Genomic DNA, 18237 nt, shown 5'->3' on the forward strand with positions numbered 1-18237 from the left:
TTAACGAGCGCGGGCCGTCCCGGGCCGCACCCGATAATGAGGAAGGACAGGGCTATGAGTTTCACGATTGTCGAACAGGCGCGCGCCCGATTGAACCGCAGCGAGCTGGCGGTGCCGGGGAGCAACTACCGCTTTATTGAGAAGGCGGCTGAGGCGCCGGCCGACGTTGTGTTTCTGGACCTGGAAGATGCGGTGGCGCCTGATGACAAGGCGCAGGCGCGCAAGAACATCATCCGTGCCCTCAACGAGGTCGATTTCGGCAAGAAGACCGTGTCCGTGCGCATCAACGGCCTCGATACGCACTACATGTATCGCGACGTGGTCGATCTAATCGAACAGGGCGGCGAGCGGCTCGACCTCATAATGGTCCCCAAGGTCGGCACCGTGGCGGATGTCTATGCGGTCGACATGCTGGTTACGCAGGTGGAAGATGCGGTCGGCCGCAAGAAGCGGCTGGGCTTCGAGCACATCATCGAAACGGCCCTGGGCATGTCCAATGTCGATGCCATCGCCCATGCCTCCAAGCGCAACGAGTCGCTGCACTTTGGTGTGGCGGACTATGCCGCGTCCACCCGCGCGCGCACGACGAACATCGGCGGTCCCAATCCGCTCTATGGGGTGCTGACCGATGCCGATGAGCAGGGCGATCGTGACTATCACTGGGGTGACATGTGGCACTACGCCATTGCGCGGATGGTGGTGGCGGCCCGGGCCGCTGGCCTGCGCCCCGTGGACGGTCCCTTCGGCGACATCCAGGACCAGGAAGGCTACAAGGCCCAGGCGCGCCGTGCAGCGGTGCTCGGCTGCGAAGGCAAATGGGCCATCCATCCGACCCAGATCGACTTGGCCAACGAACTCTTCGCCCCCAGTGAAGCCGAAGTGGAAAAGGCCAATCGCATTCTCGAGGCCATGGCCCAGGCCCAGAAGGAGGGCAAGGGCGCGGTCACGCTCGACGGGCGCCTGATCGACATCGCCTCGATCAAGCAGGCTGAGGTTCTGGTCGAGAAGGCCAAGGCCATCGCCGACGCCGGGTGAGGGGAGACGGCGCTTTCGTCTTCTGGCACCCCCATCGATGACGCCGGTCCGCTGAGGCGGGCCGGCGAAAGGGAGGTGTGATGCCCCGTCAGGCGGAGCAAAGGTGGGGACCGGGTTGGTTTCGCCGGCTCTGCGTTCATTTCCCGCTCTTCTATGTGCTCTGGCTGCTGCTCTCCGGCGGCCGGGCGGATTTCTTCATCCCGGGCGTTGTCGCTGCATTGGCCGCGGCAAGCGTCAGCCTCACCATCTGGAAACGCGGCGGGCGCCGCCTGCGGCTTCTCGCTCTGCCGCGCTACCTCCTGCATTTCATCTGGCGCTCCTTCGACGGCGGCGTGGATGTGGCCTGGCGGGTGTTTCACCCGCGCCTGCCGGTCTCTCCGGAGTTCCTGCACTATCGCTGCCGAATTTCCGAGGAAACCCAGCGGGTGTTGTTCTGTGACAGCCTCAGCTTGATGCCCGGTACGCTGGGCGCGCGCCTGGAAGCCGGTGATGCCTTGATCCATCTCCTGAGCCGCGCTGGCGGGGAACAACGGCAGATCGCGCGGGAAGAGGAGGCGTTTGCCCGCCTGTTCACGCGGGAGCCGTCGCGATGACAGACTTCTACCTCGCCGTGGCTGCTTTCCTGCTGCTCACCATTCTGCTGGGCCTCTGGCGCGTGCTTCGTGGGCCGGCACCGGCAGATCGCATGATGGCCGCGCAGCTTTTTGGCACCACCGGTCTGGCAACGGTGCTCCTCCTCGGCGCGGCCAGCGACCAGGGGGCCGCCGTCGACATCGCGCTCACCTTCGCCCTGCTCGCGGCACTCAGCAGCGTTGCCTTCGTGCGCTGCGCTCGGCGCATTCCGCCGGCCGAACGGAAACGGCGGCCATGATCAACGTTGCCTCCATCGCGCTGATCCTGGTCGGGGCGCTATTCTTTCTTGCTGGCACTTTGGGGCTGCTGCGCCTGCCCGATGTCTTCTCCCGCCTGCATGCCCTGACCAAGGCCGACAACCTGGGCCTGGGGTTGGTGGTTGTGGGGCTGGCGCTTCAGGCCAGCGACGTCCTGCAAGCGATCAAGCTGCTGCTGGTCTGGATCGTTGCCATGCTCGCCGCTGCCACGGCAGCACAGCTGGTGGCGCAGCACGCCCATGGTGACGAACGGCAGGGAGACTGGGAATGAGCCTGGCAGAAGCTGTTTTCGATGGCCTGCTTGTTCTACTGCTGCTTGGCGTGGCGACGCTCGCCTTCTGGCATCGGCGGATCTTTGCCTCTGCGGTCTTCTTCATCGTATTCGGACTGCTCCTGGCCCTGGCCTGGCTGCGGCTGTCGGCACCGGACATTGCTCTGGCGGAAGCGGCGGTTGGGGCCGGAGTCACCGGCGCGCTGGTGATCGCCACGCTGTCTCGGCTGTCCGCCCAGCCGCCGAAGTCACGCAAGTCCAAGGAGGACTGACGCGGTGTTCGGCATCATCGATGAGCGGGAGCAGCCCTTCGGCCTGAGTGCCACCTTGTTGGCGCTGGGCGCTCTGGTGGCCTTTGTCGGCCTGGCCTATGTCGCCGTCACCCTTGCCGGGGAGGCGACCGGTCTCGGTGAGCCGGTGCGCGCCGCCCTGCCGCGCAGTGGCCTCGACAACCCGGTCAACGCCGTGCTGATCAACTTCCGCGCCTTTGACACCCTCTTGGAGAAGGCGGTGCTGCTGCTGGCGCTGGTGGGGCTCTGGGGCTTGATGCCAGAGGCGCCTTGGTCGGTCCCCAGTGGCAACTTCCTGACACCGGGCGCGGCTGAACCGCAGTTGCTGCTGCTGCTGAAGGCTCTGGCGCCGCTGGTGCTGCTCTCGGCCTTCTACCTCTTCTGGCTCGGCGCAGAAGAGGCCGGCGGCGCCTTTCAGGCCGGGACGATCCTGAGCGCCGTCACGATCCTGCTGGTGCTGGGCAAGGTCCTGCCGGCACCGCCCCATGGTGCGGCCTGGCTGCGCGCGGTGGCTGCGGCCGGCTTCCTGCTCTTCGCCGGGGTCGGTTTGGCGGTGGGGCTGGGCAATGGCGTTTTCCTCGACTATCCCGAGGCTCTGGCCAAGCCGCTGATCCTGATCATCGAGGCGGGCATCGCCCTGTCCGTGGCGGTGCTCCTGTTTCTGCTGGCCAGCGGGCTGCCGCGGGAGAAGGGTGAGCGGCAATGACACAGAGCCTGCTGTTTGCCCTGGGGGGGCTGGCGCTTTTCCTGCTCGCGCTGCACGCCTTTCTCACCCGCAGGCACTTGGTACGACGGGTCATTGCGCTCAACGTCATGGCCGGCGGTATCTTCCTCTTCTTCGGCGCCATGGCAGCCCGCGGCGAAGCCACCGATCCCGTGCCCCAGGCCCTGGTGATCACTGGCATCGTCGTCTCGTTGGCGACCACGGCCCTGGCCCTGGCCCTGACGCTTCGGCTCTATCGGGCCACCGGCTGCATCGAGCTGGAAGCCGCCGCGGCGGCTGCCGAGCGCGAACAGAAGCAGGGCTGAAGCTGGATGGCCGCGGGCGTCCTGCTGCAACCAGGCTTGCTGCTGCCGCTGCTGGTAGTCCTGCCTGCTGGGCTTGCGGCCATCCTGCTGCTGCCGGGCGCAGCCCTGCTCCGGGTGGTTCCGTCCCTGGCGGTTGCACTGCAGGCGGTGCTGTTGCTGGCCCTTGGGCAAGCTATTGGCCACGAACAGAGACTCTTGGTCTGGCTGGGCGGTTGGGATGCGCCTCTGGGCATCGGCCTGCGCGCCGACGGTCTGGCGTTGGCCTTCATGCTCATGACGACGGCGGTCATGGCGGCCGTGCTGCTCCATCAGTGGCGCGCGTACAGCTCGGGCCGCGAGGGCCGGATCTTCTGGGCTCTGTTGTTGTTTCTCTGGTCCGGTCTCAACACCGTCTATCTCTCCCACGACCTCTTCAATCTTTATGTAGCGTTGGAGATCGCCGGCCTCGGCGGCGTGGCCCTGGTGGCGCTCTCGGGGGCGACTACGGCGCTTGTCGCGCAGATGCGCTACCTGCTGCTCGCCACGATGGGGTCGCTGTTCTACCTGCTTGGCGTGGCCCTGATCTACGCGGCACTGGGGGTGTTGGACCTGACGCTGGTGGCCGAAGGCGCGACGGCCGCGCCGGTCATGCTGGCAGCCTTGGCGCTTATCACCCTGGGATTGCTGCTCAAGGCGGCCATCTGGCCCCTGCATCTCTGGCTGCCACCGGCGCATTCCAGCGCCTTGCCCCCGATCAGTGCGGTGCTCTCGGCGCTGGCGGTCAAGGCACCGCTCTATCTGCTGCTGCGCCTCTGGTTCGAGGTCTTCCCCAATGTGCCCGGACCCAGCGCGTGGACGCTGCTGGGAGTGCTCGGCGCCGTGGCCGTGCTCTGGGGCTCGTTCTTGGCGCTGCGGCAGGAGCGGCTGAAGCTGATGATCGCCTACTCCACGGTGGCGCAGCTTGGTTATCTCCTGTTCGTCTTTCCGCTGGCTCAAGCTGGCGGCGGATGGGGCGGGCGAGCCTGGAGTGGCGCGCTATTGCATCTGCTGTCCCACGGCATCGCCAAGGCGGCGATGTTCCTGGCTGCTGGAGCCCTAGTGCTTCGCCTGGGCAGTGACCAGCGCGAGGCCATGTCAGGCGCAAGCCGGCTGGCGCCGGTGCCGCTCTTTGCGCTCGCTTTGGCGGGCTTGTCCATCATGGCGCTGCCGCCCAGCGGCGGCTTCCTCGCCAAGTGGCTGCTTTTGAGCGCCGCGCTGGAAGCGCGAAGTTGGTGGCAGGTTGCGGTGCTGCTGGTGGGCGGTCTGCTGGCGGCCGGCTATCTGTTGCGCTTCATCCTGCCGGCCTTTCGTCCGCCGGCGGAAGAAGCACAGCCCGAACGCGGTGGCAGCGGCTTTCAAAGCGCCGCCGCCATGAGCCTTGCCTGCCTCTCGCTGCTGCTTGGTCTGGCGGCGCAGCCCCTGATCGAGTTGCTGAGCCTCAGCTATCCAGGCGCAGGGGAGATCTCGCCATGACCCCGCTCCTGCTCCTGCCCGGCTGGGGCTACCCTCTGCTGCTGCTCGCCTGCTCACTGGTGCCGGCTGTGACCATCTTCCTGCTCCCGCGTGATGCACAACGCCTGCGGAACCTGGTGAACCTGGGCGGCGCGGGATTGAAGCTGCTCGTCGTGATGGCGATGCTTTGGGGCGTCTATCAGGGGCAGAGTTATAGCTTCGCTCTGCCGCTCGGCGCCGGCCTCGAATTGCTTCTCCACATCGACGCGCTCGCGCTTCTCTTCATCACGCTGTCCGCCCTGCTTTGGTTCGTGACCACGATCTACGCCATCGCCTACCTGCAGGACGACGGCGAGCAGCGGCGCTTCTTCGGCTTCTTCAGCCTCTGTGTCGCCTCGACGGTCGGCATCGCGCTGTCGGGCAACCTTTTCACCTTCTTCATCTTCTATGAGCTGCTGACCCTCTCGACCCTGCCGCTGGTGGCGCACCAGGGCGATGACAAGTCGCTGGCCGCAGGGCGCACCTATCTGCGCTATACCCTGAGCGGCAGCGCCGTGCTGCTGCTCGGCATTCTCTGGTTGGAGGTGGCGGCGGGCAGCGGTAGCTTCCTGGAGCCGCCGTTGGGCATGGCCGTGCTGGCGCAGGAGTCGCCGATCACGCTTACCGTGATCTTCGCCCTCCTGATCGCCGGCCTGGGCGTGAAGGCTGCCATCATGCCGCTGCACGGCTGGCTGCCGGCAGCGATGGTCGCCCCGGCGCCTGTCAGCGCGCTGCTCCATGCGGTGGCTGTGGTCAAGGCGGGGGCCTTCGGCATCGTGCGCGTGGTCTTCGATGTCTACGGCATCGAACTGATGCAGGCGCTGCATCTCGGCCTGCCGCTCACCATCGTGGCCTCGGCCACGATCCTGCTGGGATCGCTCATCGCCCTGCGGCAGGAGGAGATCAAGCGGCGGCTGGCCTATTCGACGGTCAGCCAGGTGTCCTACATCGTGCTCGGCGCCTCGCTGCTTACGCCGCTCGGATTCATCGGCTGCCTGGCACATCTGGTGCACCAGGGCATCATGAAGATCACGCTCTTCTTCTGCGCCGGTATCTTCCAGAAGAAGCTGGGCATCCATCGCATCGACGAAATGGACGGGTTGGGCGCGCGCATGCCTTTGACCATGCTGGCCTTCAGCGCCGGAGCACTGGGCATGATCGGGCTGCCGCCCATGGCAGGGTTCATTTCCAAGTGGTACCTGGGGCTGGGCAGCCTGCAGGCCGGGCAGGGGTGGGTGATCCCTGTCTTGGTGGGCAGCAGCCTGTTGAACGCCGCCTACTTCCTGCCGCCGCTCTACCGCGCCTGGTTCCGGCCGGCGCGGGTGGACTGGCCCGAGCGGCCGGCGGGTCGCTGGGAGGCGCCGCTCTGGCTTATTCTGCCCGGGGTCTTCGCCGCCATGGCGGCGCTGGGTGCCGGCGTCTTCGCCGCTTTCCCGGTCAGCCCGCTGGAGTGGGCCCGCCTGATCGTCGCGCGGGAGTACACCCTGCCATGACCGCGCTTGCCGCCGTCAGCCTGGCGCTCACGCCGCTGCTGCCGTTGCTCATGGCGCTGGCGGTGGTGCCGCCGCGCAGTCGGGAGTGGGTGGCGCGCCTTCTGCCGCTGGCACCGCTGCCCGCCCTGGCGGCCGCCTTTCTGGTGCAGTCGGGCGGAGATCTGCTGCTGGAACCGGTCTTGCTCGGGCTGGACCTGGGTATCGATGGGCCGCGGCGCCTTTTGCTGGTCATGACCGCGCTGCTGTGGATGGCGGCCGGCTTGTATGGGCGCGGTTACATCCCGCGCGATGCGGCGCAGCACCGTTACAACGCCTTCTTTCTGGCTTCCATGGGCGGCAATCTGGGCCTCATCGTCGCGCTGGATGCGCCGGGCTTCTACCTCTTCTTCAGCCTGATGACGCTTTGCTCTTACATGCTCGTGGTCTTTGAGCGGGGGGAGCGGTCCTATCGGGCGGGGCGCGTCTATCTGGTGCTTTCGCTGATCGGCGAGATGGCGCTGCTCTGGGGACTGCTGCGCGCCGTCGCCGCGGCCGACAGCCTGATGATCGACGACATGCCGGTGGCACTGGCCGAGGGGGGAGCTCTCACGCCGCTGCTGCTGTTCTTTGGCTTTGCCATCAAGGCGGGGCAGTTCCCGCTGCACGTCTGGCTGCCGCTCGCCCACCCTGCGGCCCCGACCCCGGCATCGGCCGTCCTGTCCGGCGCGATGATCAAGGCCGGGCTGCTGGGTCTGCTGCTCTTCCTGCCGCTCGGCGAGGCAGCCTTCGCGCAGCCGGGGTTGCTGATGGCCGCGTTGGGCATGGTGACGGCCTTCTACGGCGTGCTGTTCGGCCTGCCGCAGCGCAACCCCAAGACCGTCCTGGCCTATTCCAGTCTCAGCCAGATGGGCGTGCTGATCTCGGCGCTGGGGGTGGTGCAAGCCTCACCCCAGGCCGCGCCGCTGCTGCTGCCGGCTGTGGTCTTCTATGCCCTGCACCACGGTTTCTCCAAGGGCGCGCTCTTCCTGTCCGTGGGTGTGGTGCAGCAGGGTCGCACGGGGCGCCTCCTGGCCCTGAGCGTGGCGGCCGTGGCGGCTGTGGCGATTGCCGGCGCGCCGCTGACCGGCGGCAGCCTGGCAAAGCTGCTGGTCAAGGCGGGTGTGGAGGAAGCCCAGGGCACGGCCGCTTCCCTGGTGGCGCCCCTGCTCTCCTGGTCGGCGGTGGGCACGGCGCTCCTGATGCTGCGCTTCCTGGCGGCACTGGCGGCGGAGCCGCGCAAGCAGGGCGAGGAGAGCAAGGAGCCCCCCGGGGCAGGTTGGATCTTCTGGATACCTTTCGCCGGTACGGCAGCGCTGGCCCAACTCTTTGCCTGGAGTTTGGTGCTGGTCGAGGGCGCTGAAGTCGCGGAGAAGGCTGTCACTGCCTATGGCCTGTGGGAGAGCGCTTGGCCGTTGCTGCTGGCGCTGGTGCTGGCCGCAGTTTGGTTGCTTGCCGAGCGCCGTTTGAACCTGCCGAAGCCGGATGTGGCTGAAGGCGATCTGATTGCCTGGGTCCCCACCCTGGCGCAGGTGCGCGAGAGTGGGCATCGCCTCTACATCACCCTTGCCCGCCCTTTGCGGCGCCGTCCCCAGCTTGTCACCGCCACCGGCCAGGGTCTGGCAGATGTCGTGCAGAAGTGGGAGCAGGCCCTGGTCCGCCCACAGGGACTGCCAATCACGCTGCTGCTGCTGTCAGGGCTCTTGCTGCTGGTGATCTTGGCATCCTAGACGTGAACAATAGCGTTCCGATCGGTCATTCCGAGCCGATGGCTGTGCGGTAGCTCGCTTCGACCCGCACCGCCTCCTCATCAGTCAGGGGTGCGAACTCCTTCTCACGGGTGCGGCGCGACAGGCGACCATTGTTCTGGTGAAGGAAGCGGAAGAGCAGATCGATCATGCGTTCGGGCATGTCGAGGAAGGCGCCGATCTCGCTGCGGAATTGATCATAGCGGCGCAAGAAATCCGTTTCCTGCGGCAGATCTTCCTCGATGGTCTGGTGGACACAGGCGTAGAGGAATTCCGCGTGTGGGGTTGCATCGAAGAATCGATAGAAGTCCCCAGTGTCATTCAGAACCCGCACGTTGAGGCTGTCCGTTGGCTCCCATTCGATAAGCGGCTGCAGTCGCTCGGAGTAACTTTCGAGCACTGCGCGATAGTCGTCGATGCGTTCCAGGATCGCCGAGGAAACGGGGAAGACGACGCCCGGCGGATTGAAGCCGCGCTCAGCCAGCACATGGTGAATGAGGTAGCGGTGTATCCGGCCGTTACCGTCCTCGAAGGGATGAACATAGACAAAGCCGAAGGCGAGAATCGCGGCGGCGACCACCGGATCAAGGCTTTGCGCCGGGCCGCGGTCGAACGCGACCATGCCGTCGATCAGTGCCGGCAGGTCTTCATGGCGGGCGCTGATATGGTCAGGCAGCGGCATGCGGCTTTCGCGGTCGTGCGCGCCGACGAAGCCGCCTTCCTGGCGGAAGCCAAGCTTCACGAAGCGCGCATCGCCAATGACTATGCGCTGCAGGCGCAGTAGTTCCTCCGCGTCCAGCGGCCGCCGTCCCGCCTCGCCGATGGCGCGCCCCCAGCGCTGAATTCGGCCCTGTGGCGGGTGTTCGCCTTCGATCGCATAGCTCGACCGTGAGTCCTTGAGCAGCAGGAAAGCGGCGGTGCGGGCGAGGATATCGCGCGGTACGGCGGCGACGAAATCCTGCGCGCGCTGCGGCAGGTCCAGCGCGGCAAAGCGCTCCAGCGCCTCAGTGCGGTACACCAGCGGGCAGAAATCCTGCGTGCCGGGGAGGTTGTCCCTGACCCGATAGCGCGGCGCGATCTTCCCTTCGGGCGTATACTGCTGTTTGGGATCGACTACGGGGACGTAATGTCCCGCGGCGGCATCCGGCAGATCGAGCCGATATCCGGTCAACCATTCATAAAGAAACCAGATGCGGCGGGCATAGCTGCCGGAAGGCTTGTCCCGCACAAGCGCTTCGATGGCGGCGGGGCCAGCCGCGATGAAGAGGCGCTTGAGGACGGCAAGATCAAGCCCCTCGTACTTGAGGGCGAAGGTGAGGTGGCCTGCGAGGGTGGGATGGGGGGCGTGGCGCGGCGTCATGATGCGCCAGCCGTCCCGCTCCAGGATGCGGTGACGCTCTCCCGTCGCCGAGAGCGTCCGTGGCAGCGGAACGGACAAGTCGTAGGCATCGATCAGCGCGGCATAACCGGCTGGCGTTGCCGTCACTGGGAGGCGCCGTTCCCGAAAAAACGCCATCGGCCCTGAAAAGCAAACCTGCGCCGCGGGAGCCATGAAAAGTGCGCCCTTCCCGTGAAAACTCACTCTCAGGGCGACTCTTCCCTGAAATTCAATGCTATCACGTGAAAAACGTGCATGGAAAGGGAGATGAGATGAAAAACGGTATCGCCTGGCCTGGCCTGGCCTAGCTGCGAACGCAGGTCATGAAATGCCCGGTTCCGCGGCATTGCTGCCGCGGAACCGGGTGATGCCTTACCCGTTCGCTCTATCCGTTCTGCGAGCGAACGGCGTCTTCGATGCGCGCGCCGACTTCGGCGTCCACGTTCTTCCAGTACTGGAAGGCCCGGCTGAGCACAGGTTCGCGCACGCCATTCAGCGCACCGCTGACCGTCTCGACCAGTGCCGTGCGCTGGGCGTCACTGAAGACTTCGCGCACCAGGATGCCGGGCTGGGTGAAGTCGTCGTCATCCGGGCGCAGGGTGTAGGCGCTGCGCACCATCTCGCCGTCGGCTTCCCAGCCGTCGTCCATCTTGCCCGTCTCGTCGGCCCAGGTGCGCCCGCCGCTGTTGGGGGCATAGACCGGTGCGTTGCCGCTGTGGTGATAGGCCATCTGGCCGTCGAACATGTAGGTGTTCACCGGCACCTTGGGCTGGTTCACCGGGAGCTGGTGGAAGTTGGTGCCGATGCGGTTACGTTGGGCGTCGTTGTAGGCGAAGGCCCGGCCCAGCAGCATCTTGTCCGGCGAGAGTCCGATGCCCGGCACGACGTTGCCCGGCGAGAAGGCCGCCTGCTCGATCTGGGCGAAGAAGTTCTCCGGATTGCGGTTCAAGGTCATGGTGCCGACCTTGATCAGCGGATAATCCTTGTGCGACCAGGTCTTGGTCAGATCGAAGGGGTTGATCCGGTAAGTCTTGGCCTCGGCATAGGGCATGATCTGCACCGACAAGGTCCAGCTCGGATGCTCGCCACGGGCAATGGCGTCGAAGAGGTCGCGGCGATGGAAATCGGCGTCGTCGCCGGCCATTTTCGCGGCTTCCGCGTTGCTGAAGTGCTCCATGCCCTGGTGGGTGTGGAAGTGATACTTCACCCAGAAGCGTTCGCCCTGGGCATTGACCCACATGTAGGTGTGGGAGCCGTAGCCGTTCATGTTGCGCCAGGTGCGCGGCAATCCGCGCTCGCCCATGAGATAGGTGACCTGGTGTGCGGACTCCGGATTGTTGGTCCAGAAGTCCCACTGCATGTGGTTGTCGCGCAGGCCCGAATCCGGCAGGCGCTTCTGACTGCGGATGAAGTGCGGGAACTTCATGGTGTCGCGGATGAAGAAGACCGGCGTGTTGTTGCCGACCAGGTCGTAGTTGCCCTCATCCGTGTAGAACTTGAGCGAGAAGCCGCGCACGTCGCGCCAAGTGTCCGGGCTGCCGGCTTCGCCGGCGACGGTGGAGAAGCGGGCGAGCATCTCGGTCTTGGCGCCCGGCTGGAACAGGGCGGCCTTGGTGTAGGCGGAGACATCCTCGGTCGTTTCGAAGACGCCGAAGGCGCCGGAGCCTTTGGCGTGGGGCTGGCGCTCGGGCACCTTCTCGCGATTGAAGTGCGCCATCTGCTCCAGGAAATGCACGTCGTGCAAAACGATCGGCCCGTCCGGCCCGATCGTCAGCGAATTGCGGTCGCTGGGCGCCGGGGCGCCGGTGCTCATGGTCGAGCCAGTGCCGCTTTTCTCGCCGATATCACTCATGGTCGATGCTTCCCTGACTTGTGATAGTAGGTCCGGCTTCCGGGAACCGGGTATTCGTGACGATTGTCAATCTAGCACCAAAGATGTGGCGATGCTTTGACGCAGGACAAGCGATAGCGGCCCTATCGATGCGGGCGATCAGTAGGTGGCACGGCCTCCGGATAGGTCGAACACGCCGCCGGTGCTGAAGCTGCAGTCGCGGCTGCACAGCCAGAGCACGAGGCGGGCGACCTCCTCGACGCTGCCAAGGCGACCCAGGGGACTCTTGCGGATCATCGTTTCCACGTGCTCCACGGACATCTGCTGCAGCAGTGGCGTGTCGACGGCGGCCGGGGCGATGACATTGGCAAGCACGCCGCTGTCCGCCAGTTCCTTGCCGAGCGACTTGGTCAGCGCGATGACCCCGGCCTTGGCCGCGCTGTAGGCCGAGGCGTTGGGAGTGCCTTCCTTGCCCGCCAGGGAAGCGATGTTGACAATGCGACCCTGCTCGCTGCGGCGCAGATGCGGCACCACGGCCTGGCAGACGTTGAACACCCCGATGAGATTCACGTCGATGAGGTTGCGCCACTCCCCGGCCGGATACTCCTCCAGCGGCATGGTCGGGCCCGCGTAGCCCGCATTGTTGACCAGCATGTCAACCCCGCCGTGATTGGCCAGGGTGGCATCGAGGGCCTCGGTGATCGATCCGGGCTGGGTGACGTCTACGGCAAAGGCGTTGCGACCGTCGGAGCGTGCCACCCGATCCCAGACCACCACTTCCGCGCCGCTGTCCGAAAGTGCGGCTGCGATGGCGGCACCGATACCGTTGCTGCCGCCTGTTACGATCGCCGTGCGACCGGTGAAGTCATAGCGTACCTGCTGGCTTTCGATTGCCATACTTGTCCTCGTCGATGCAAAGCGGGGCGCAGACCCAGGCCTGCGCCCCGCAATGGTGTGTAGTTTTTGTGAAGGGGCCGCGCCCGTGAAGCTCAGCCCAGCGTCGAGTTGAAGGCGCCGCCGTCCAGGAGCCAGTTCTGCCCGACGATGTAGCCGGCATAGGCGCTGCAGAGGAAGGCACAGGTGGCGCCGAACTCCTCCGTGGTGCCGAAGCGACCGGTGGGATTGGCCGACTGAGCCTGGGCCCGGGCTTCCTCCACCGAGATGTTCTTGGACTTGGCGGTGTTGTTGATCAGCGCCTCGATGCGTGCCGTTTCATGCTGGCCCGGCAGCAGGTTGTTGATGGTCACGCCGTACTGGGCGACCTGCCGGGAAGTGCCGGCGACGAAGCCTGTCAGCCCGCTGCGCGCCGCGCCCGAGAGGCCCAGGGCGGGGATCGGGGCCTTTACCGAACCGGAGGTGATGTTGACGATGCGGCCCCAGCGCCGCTCGATCATGCCCGGCAGCACCGCAGTGATCAGGTGGATCGGGGAGAGCATGTTGGCGCGCAGCGCGTTTTGCCACTCTTCCTCGCCCCAGTCGTGCCACATCCCCGGCGGCGGGCCGCCGGCGTTGGTGATGACGATGTCCGGGGCGGGTGCCGCTTCGAGCAGCTTGTCGCGCCCCTCCGGTGTGGTGACGTCGGCGGCCACGGGGGTCACGCTCACGCCGTGGTGAGAGGCGATCGCCTCGGCGGCTTCCTTGAGCGGCCCCTCGCTGCGGGCGTTCAGGACCAGATTGACCCCGGCCTCGGCCAGCTTCTCGGCCGAACCACGGCCCAGCCCCTTGGAGCCGCCGCAGACGATTGCCGTCTTTCCCTTGATTCCCAGATCCATCTTGTCTTGCTCCTTGAGCTTGTGGTGCTGCCGACCGCCTAATTTTAGAAGGTGGTGGTGCGGAAAAGAAGGGTCCCGCCGTCGCGACGACGGCGGGACCGAAAGGAACGACCAGACTTACGGCTCGAAATGATAGCCGTCGGTGATCATCGCCTCTTCCGGGATGGCCGGCAGGTCGGAGAAGAGTTCCGGCTGCTCTTCCATCACCTTCACGATGTGGGTCGAATTGATGTGCTCATTGACGTCAAAGGTGTCGTCGATGAAGCCCAGGCGATGCAGGGTGTCCACCGCGGCATGCAGCGCCGCGTAGTTATTGGCGGAGAGCCGGCGATCGGCCTGCTGGATGTTGTAGCCCATGGCCTCCTTGGCCACCTCGATGTCGAGGCCGGGGATCCAGCGCGTTGCCACCTGAGCCGCATCCTCCGGATTGGCACGCATCCACTGATCGGCCTCGGAGAGGGCAGCCAGGTACTTCTCGATTGTCTCGCCGTTCTCCTCCACCCAGTCGCGCATGGCGACGTTGAAGCCGACGTAGGAAATGTAGTTGCCGCCGCGTACGACCTCATAGGCGCCCGGCACGTCCGTCTGCGCCATGATCGGCCAGGGATCCCAGCCGACGAAGGCATCGATGCCATCGGCGAGCAGGGCCACCGTCATGTCGGGCGGCGGGGTGTTGACGAGATTGACGTCGCTCACCTCAAGACCGCCGGCCTCGATCAAGGCCAGCACATAGAGATGGTTGATGGTGCCGAAAGAGGCCGCGACGCGCTTGCCTTTCAGGGTGGAGAGGTCGTCACCGTCGATGCCGGAACCTTCGGCCGCGGCGAGCGCCATGGTGGTGTCGGAACCGAGCTGCGCGGCATTACCGCTGTAGTTGCCCAGCGCGACGAGGTCCATGCCGCGTACCACGGCGCCGATCATGGGCACGCCCACCTGCACCGTATCCACCTCACCCGACTGCAGGGCGTTGAGGGAGTCGACGCCGGTCGCATAGGGGTTGGCGATGTGCACGTCGAGGCCGTGCTTCTCGAAGAAGCCCTGCTCCAGGGCGATGGGCAGGCCGAGCTGGTCGATGCCGGACACCATGCCGGCGTTGAGCGGGATGAGGTCGTCATCCTGTGCGTTGGCCGCGAGTGGCAGGGCGACTGCCAACCCGGCGGCAAGGGCAAATGTCTTGATCATCCTTATCCTCCCGTATCGAGCGGCGCCACCTCCACGACCCAGAAGGGCCGTGCGAGAGAGGTGAGGTCCGCTCTATTGACTCCGCGCACCTGCACGGAGTTCTCGTTGGTGCCCGAGACCCGGCCGTGCTCCTGGAGCTTTCCGATGTGGAAGCGCTCCGGAGGGAAGGACAGGGTTACGAGCACGTCGACGCGACGGCGGTCGTCCGGCACGCCAGGGGCGATCTTGCCGGGGGCCGCCAGATAGAGCCAGGTTTGAAAGACGGCTGTCGCCACCAGCACGACAAGGATGACCTTGCCGCGGGTGGTGGCCAGAGCTGCGCGCAGCAGCTTCATGCCGAGCGCACCAACTGCAGGACCTGGTTCGAGAGGTCCTTGAAGTCATTGTCGTGGACGAGGCTGTCCCAGACCCGAGGACGCGGCAGGGAGATATCCACCTCGGCCAGCAGGTTGCCGCGGGCGAGCACGACCACCTTGTTGGCGAGGAAGACGGCCTCGCCCACGTCGTGGGTGATGAAGACCACCGTCGGCCGCCGCTCCTCCCAGATGCGGGTGAGTTCTTCCTGCAGCGTCATGCGGGTCTGTGCATCGACGCTGGCGAAGGGCTCGTCCATCAGCAGCACGTCGGGATTGTTGGCCAGCGCGCGCACCACGCCGACGCGCTGCTGCATGCCGCCGGAGAGCTCGTTGGGATAGCGGTCGGCGGCGTGTGACAGGCCCGCCATCTCCAAGTACTCGTCGGCGATACGCGCCCGCTCGACCTTGCCGACGCCGCGCATCTTCGGGCCGAAGGCCACGTTCTCGCGCACGGTCTTCCAGGGGAAGAGGGCGAAGGACTGGAAGACCACGCCGCGATCGGGGCCCGGCCCGCTGACCTCCCGGTCGTCGACCAGGATGCGCCCGCCGGTCTTGGGCACGAAGCCGGCGATCATGTTCAGCACCGTGGTCTTGCCGCAGCCCGAGGGGCCGACCACGGCAACGAAGTCCCCTTCCTCCACCGTGAGGGAGAGGTCCTTGATCGCCTCGACCTGCGTGCCGCGGTAGGGGTCGAAGTAGGTCTTGGCGAGATGTTCGAGAACCAGACTTTTCATGACGAGACCAAACCCCAACGTTGGCCGGTCGCGCGCTCGATGGGCGCGAGGATCCAGCTATCGACGATGTACCAGAGAATGCCGAGCACGATCATACCGACGACGATTTCCTCGACCGAGCCCGCGCGGCGCGCGTCGAACATGAGGAAACCGATGCCGCTCGTGCCGACGATGATTTCGGCGGCGATGAGTGCGCGCCAGCCGTAGCCCAAGCCGTTGCGCAGGCCGGTGATGATGTTGGGCAGCGCGCCGGGCAGCGTGACCTCGAAGAGAATGCGCGGCCGCGAGGCACCCAGGCTCTGGGCAGCGCGCCGGAGTTCGGGATTGACCGAACGGATTCCCAGGACGGTGTTCAACACCACGGGGAAGAGCACCGTGTAGACGATGACGAAGGTCATGGTCGTCAGCCCGAAGCCGAACCAGATCAAGAGGATCGGTAGCCAGGCGATGTCGCCGATGGCCTGAAAGAACAGCAGGATCGGCCAGGAAACCTCGTGGGCGCGGCTGTTGAGTCCGATGAAGATGCCCAGAGGTATTGCCAAGGCCATGCCGGCGGCAGCGCCCACGGAGAGCCGGACCACACTGTCACCCAGGTAATCCAGCAGGATGCCCTTGTAGAGCAGCTCCCAGGCTTTGATGAGCACATCGCCGGGGCCGGGCAGGAAGACGCGCGGGAAGAGCTCCAGCCAGACCACGAAGGACCAGAGTGCGATCAGCGGGATGAAGGGGATCAGGGCGGCCAGCCCCGGCCACTTGATCGTCATGCGAATGTAGTAGCCCCAGAGGGTCTGCAGCGGCCTCATGAGCGTTGCACCATTCCCCAGCGCTCGACGGTCGCGCGCTCGAGCGGGGCGAGCAGCAGGCGGTCGAGCAGGAGCCAGATGATGCCGATGACGATCATCGCGAAGACGATCACCTCAGTGCGATAGAAGTCCCGTGCCAGGAAGAGCATGTAGCCCAGGCCCGTGTTGGTCGCGATCATTTCGGCGGCGATCAGGCCGCGCCAGGCGAAGCCCATGCCGGTGCGAATGCCGGTGACGATGTTGGGCAGCGCGCCGGGCAGCAGCACCTGGGTGAGCATCTGCCAGTGCCCTGCGCCCAGAGAGGCCGCGGCGTGGCGCAGCGGCATGGGAATGGTCGAGACACCCAGAAGCGTGTTGTAGGTGACCACGAAGAAGACCGCGTTGAAGATCACGAAGGTGATCGCCCCGAAACCGTAGCCAAACCAGAGCGTGGCGATGGGGATCCAGGCGATGCCGGCCAGCACCGAGAAGAAGCGCAGTGGCGGCGTCAGGAAGGTGGAGATGCCGCGGCTGACCCCCATGGCGATACCCAGTGGCACCGCGGTGACGATGGCCAGGACCGTGCCCACCGACACGCGCAGCAGGCTCGCGCCCACATGGGTCAGCAGCGTGCCGTCGATAATGGTCTTCCAGCCGGCGCTGAGCACCGTGGGGACATCGGGAAAAACGCGCGGATTGACGTCCAGCGCCATGACCAGCACCTGCCAGACCACCACCAGGCCGAAAAGCGGCCAGAGGAAGCGCAGGGCTTGGCGCACGCGCGACGGAGCGGGCCGGAAGATAGTGGTCTGATCAGCGGCCATAGCTGCAATCCTGCCCTAAACTCAAGGCCTGAAGATGAACAAGCGCCCTTCGGCGGCTGGCTTGCACCAGGATCTCCTCCCCGACCAATTTGCTGGGCGGCGGCAGGACGGCGTCACCGATCTCACCCACCTTTGTTTGCCCACACTATGGACATTTGCCCACATTTCGCGGAGAAGTATTGTCGCAGGCTTGACCGCCGTCAAGCCAGGCTGGCGGGCTTCCGGCCGAAAGGCCACCGCGAGGAACAAGCGACCCGGTCGACAGGCAACGAGGTGGCGCAGATGGAGGTGTTCGAGGGCAGCGGAAAGGGACAGGCGCGGGGCGCCCGGCGCGGGATTGCGGTGCAGGGGGCGGCGGCCTTTTCCAAGTACATGGCCGTGCTCCAGGCCGTGGCCGACGAGCCGGGGCGGCTGGATCGGGCGGGCCTGGCGCGCCAGATGCCCTATCCGCGCGGCACGGTCTATCGGCTCGTCTCGGCGCTGGAGGCCGAGAACCTGCTGAACGAACACGCCGACGGCACGCTCCATCTTGGCCACCGACTGATCAGCCTGGCCTCGCGCAGCTGGGAGAACTCGGACCTGCGCAGCACTGCGCACGATCATCTTGAGGAACTGCGCCGGCTCACCGGCGAAACCGTGCACCTGGCGGTCCCCAGCGGCTTGGGTATGGTCTACATCGACAAGCTGGAAAGCCCCCACACCGTGCGCATGACCTCGCGCATCGGCACCTACGTCGACCTGCACACCACCTCGGTGGGCAAGGCCTATCTCGCTGCGCTGTCCCCCGACGCGCGCGCTGCGCTGGTGCAGCGAATCGAGTTCCGGCCCCGCACGTCGAACTCCATCACCGATGCGCCGACCCTGCTGCAGGAGGTGGAGCGGGTGGCGCAGCAGGGCTACTCGGAGGACCGAGAGGAGCAGGAGCCGGAAATCCGCTGCTTCGGGGCCGCGATCCTCGACCGTGACGGCGCTCCAGTCGGCTGCGTCAGCGTCAGCGTTCCCACTTTCCGCTTCGATGCCCAAACAGCCAAAGCGCAGATCGGCCACCTCAAGCGTGCCGTCGCGCGCATATCCGCTGAGTACGCGACTCTCGTTTAG

20 protein-coding genes are annotated in these 18237 nt (G+C 65.9%); 11 read left to right on the top strand and 9 right to left on the bottom strand.

Annotation, left to right across the window (positions count from 1 at the left end):
• Positions 1 to 54 precede the first annotated feature (54 nt).
• The 10 genes from P2G67_RS00925 to P2G67_RS00970 all read left to right on the top strand — a co-directional run bounded on the left by P2G67_RS00925 (position 55) and on the right by P2G67_RS00970 (position 8262).
• Positions 55 to 1035, top strand: coding sequence for an HpcH/HpaI aldolase/citrate lyase family protein (locus P2G67_RS00925; RefSeq protein ID WP_275819125.1), 981 nt, complete (start codon positions 55 to 57; stop codon positions 1033 to 1035).
• An 80-nt stretch (positions 1036 to 1115) separates the two neighbouring features.
• Complete coding sequence (locus tag P2G67_RS00930; protein WP_275819126.1) at positions 1116 to 1628, top strand: Na+/H+ antiporter subunit E; 513 nt, start codon at positions 1116 to 1118, stop codon at positions 1626 to 1628.
• Positions 1625 to 1906, top strand: coding sequence for an MrpF/PhaF family protein (locus tag P2G67_RS00935; RefSeq protein WP_275819127.1), 282 nt, complete (start codon positions 1625 to 1627; stop codon positions 1904 to 1906). Before P2G67_RS00930 ends, P2G67_RS00935 begins: the two co-directional genes overlap by 4 nt.
• Complete coding sequence (mnhG, locus tag P2G67_RS00940; protein ID WP_275819128.1) at positions 1903 to 2196, top strand: monovalent cation/H(+) antiporter subunit G; 294 nt, start codon at positions 1903 to 1905, stop codon at positions 2194 to 2196. The genes P2G67_RS00935 and mnhG overlap by 4 nt, the downstream gene beginning before the upstream one ends.
• Positions 2193 to 2468, top strand: coding sequence for a Na(+)/H(+) antiporter subunit B (locus P2G67_RS00945; protein ID WP_275819129.1), 276 nt, complete (start codon positions 2193 to 2195; stop codon positions 2466 to 2468). The genes mnhG and P2G67_RS00945 overlap by 4 nt, the downstream gene beginning before the upstream one ends.
• Before the next feature lie 4 nt (positions 2469 to 2472).
• On the top strand, positions 2473 to 3192 hold the full coding sequence (mbhE, locus tag P2G67_RS00950; protein ID WP_275819130.1) for a hydrogen gas-evolving membrane-bound hydrogenase subunit E: 720 nt from the start codon (positions 2473 to 2475) through the stop codon (positions 3190 to 3192).
• Complete coding sequence (locus tag P2G67_RS00955; protein WP_275819131.1) at positions 3189 to 3515, top strand: NADH-quinone oxidoreductase subunit K; 327 nt, start codon at positions 3189 to 3191, stop codon at positions 3513 to 3515. Before mbhE ends, P2G67_RS00955 begins: the two co-directional genes overlap by 4 nt.
• A 6-nt stretch (positions 3516 to 3521) precedes the next feature.
• Positions 3522 to 5006 carry a complex I subunit 5 family protein gene (locus P2G67_RS00960; protein ID WP_275819132.1) on the top strand — a complete coding sequence of 495 codons (1485 nt, stop codon included), beginning with the start codon at positions 3522 to 3524 and terminating at the stop codon, positions 5004 to 5006.
• Complete coding sequence (locus P2G67_RS00965) at positions 5003 to 6517, top strand: proton-conducting transporter transmembrane domain-containing protein (RefSeq protein ID WP_275819133.1); 1515 nt, start codon at positions 5003 to 5005, stop codon at positions 6515 to 6517. Before P2G67_RS00960 ends, P2G67_RS00965 begins: the two co-directional genes overlap by 4 nt.
• On the top strand, positions 6514 to 8262 hold the full coding sequence (locus P2G67_RS00970) for a complex I subunit 5 family protein (protein WP_275819134.1): 1749 nt from the start codon (positions 6514 to 6516) through the stop codon (positions 8260 to 8262). The genes P2G67_RS00965 and P2G67_RS00970 overlap by 4 nt, the downstream gene beginning before the upstream one ends.
• Before the next feature lie 25 nt (positions 8263 to 8287).
• Here P2G67_RS00970 and P2G67_RS00975 read toward each other — a convergent pair whose 3' ends face one another.
• From P2G67_RS00975 to P2G67_RS01015, 9 genes are all read right to left on the bottom strand, one after another.
• The gene (locus tag P2G67_RS00975) at positions 8288 to 9766 is read right to left on the bottom strand and encodes a Fic family protein (RefSeq protein WP_322099615.1); all 1479 of its coding nucleotides are present in this window, start codon (positions 9764 to 9766) and stop codon (positions 8288 to 8290) included.
• A 277-nt stretch (positions 9767 to 10043) separates the two neighbouring features.
• Complete coding sequence (locus P2G67_RS00980; protein WP_275819136.1) at positions 10044 to 11510, bottom strand: catalase; 1467 nt, start codon at positions 11508 to 11510, stop codon at positions 10044 to 10046.
• A gap of 138 nt (positions 11511 to 11648) precedes the next feature.
• On the bottom strand, positions 11649 to 12386 hold the full coding sequence (locus P2G67_RS00985) for an SDR family NAD(P)-dependent oxidoreductase (RefSeq protein WP_275819137.1): 738 nt from the start codon (positions 12384 to 12386) through the stop codon (positions 11649 to 11651).
• A gap of 92 nt (positions 12387 to 12478) precedes the next feature.
• On the bottom strand, positions 12479 to 13261 hold the full coding sequence (locus P2G67_RS00990; protein ID WP_275819138.1) for an SDR family oxidoreductase: 783 nt from the start codon (positions 13259 to 13261) through the stop codon (positions 12479 to 12481).
• A gap of 117 nt (positions 13262 to 13378) precedes the next feature.
• Complete coding sequence (locus P2G67_RS00995; protein ID WP_275819139.1) at positions 13379 to 14443, bottom strand: ABC transporter substrate-binding protein; 1065 nt, start codon at positions 14441 to 14443, stop codon at positions 13379 to 13381.
• A gap of 2 nt (positions 14444 to 14445) precedes the next feature.
• Positions 14446 to 14778, bottom strand: coding sequence for a hypothetical protein (locus tag P2G67_RS01000; RefSeq protein ID WP_275819140.1), 333 nt, complete (start codon positions 14776 to 14778; stop codon positions 14446 to 14448).
• A complete protein-coding gene (locus P2G67_RS01005; RefSeq protein WP_275819141.1) occupies positions 14775 to 15533 on the bottom strand; it encodes an ABC transporter ATP-binding protein in 759 nt (252 codons plus the stop codon). The genes P2G67_RS01000 and P2G67_RS01005 overlap by 4 nt, the downstream gene beginning before the upstream one ends.
• Complete coding sequence (locus P2G67_RS01010) at positions 15530 to 16336, bottom strand: ABC transporter permease (RefSeq protein ID WP_275819142.1); 807 nt, start codon at positions 16334 to 16336, stop codon at positions 15530 to 15532. Before P2G67_RS01010 ends, P2G67_RS01005 begins: the two co-directional genes overlap by 4 nt.
• A complete protein-coding gene (locus P2G67_RS01015; protein ID WP_275819143.1) occupies positions 16333 to 17139 on the bottom strand; it encodes an ABC transporter permease in 807 nt (268 codons plus the stop codon). Before P2G67_RS01015 ends, P2G67_RS01010 begins: the two co-directional genes overlap by 4 nt.
• A 282-nt stretch (positions 17140 to 17421) precedes the next feature.
• Here P2G67_RS01015 and P2G67_RS01020 point away from each other — a divergent pair, with 282 nt between their 5' ends.
• Entirely contained in the window at positions 17422 to 18237 is an 816-nt protein-coding gene (locus P2G67_RS01020) for an IclR family transcriptional regulator (protein WP_275819144.1), read from the top strand.

Source organism: Aquibaculum arenosum, from assembly GCF_029222965.1.
Classification (GTDB): domain Bacteria; phylum Pseudomonadota; class Alphaproteobacteria; order Kiloniellales; family DSM-21159; genus Aquibaculum; species Aquibaculum arenosum.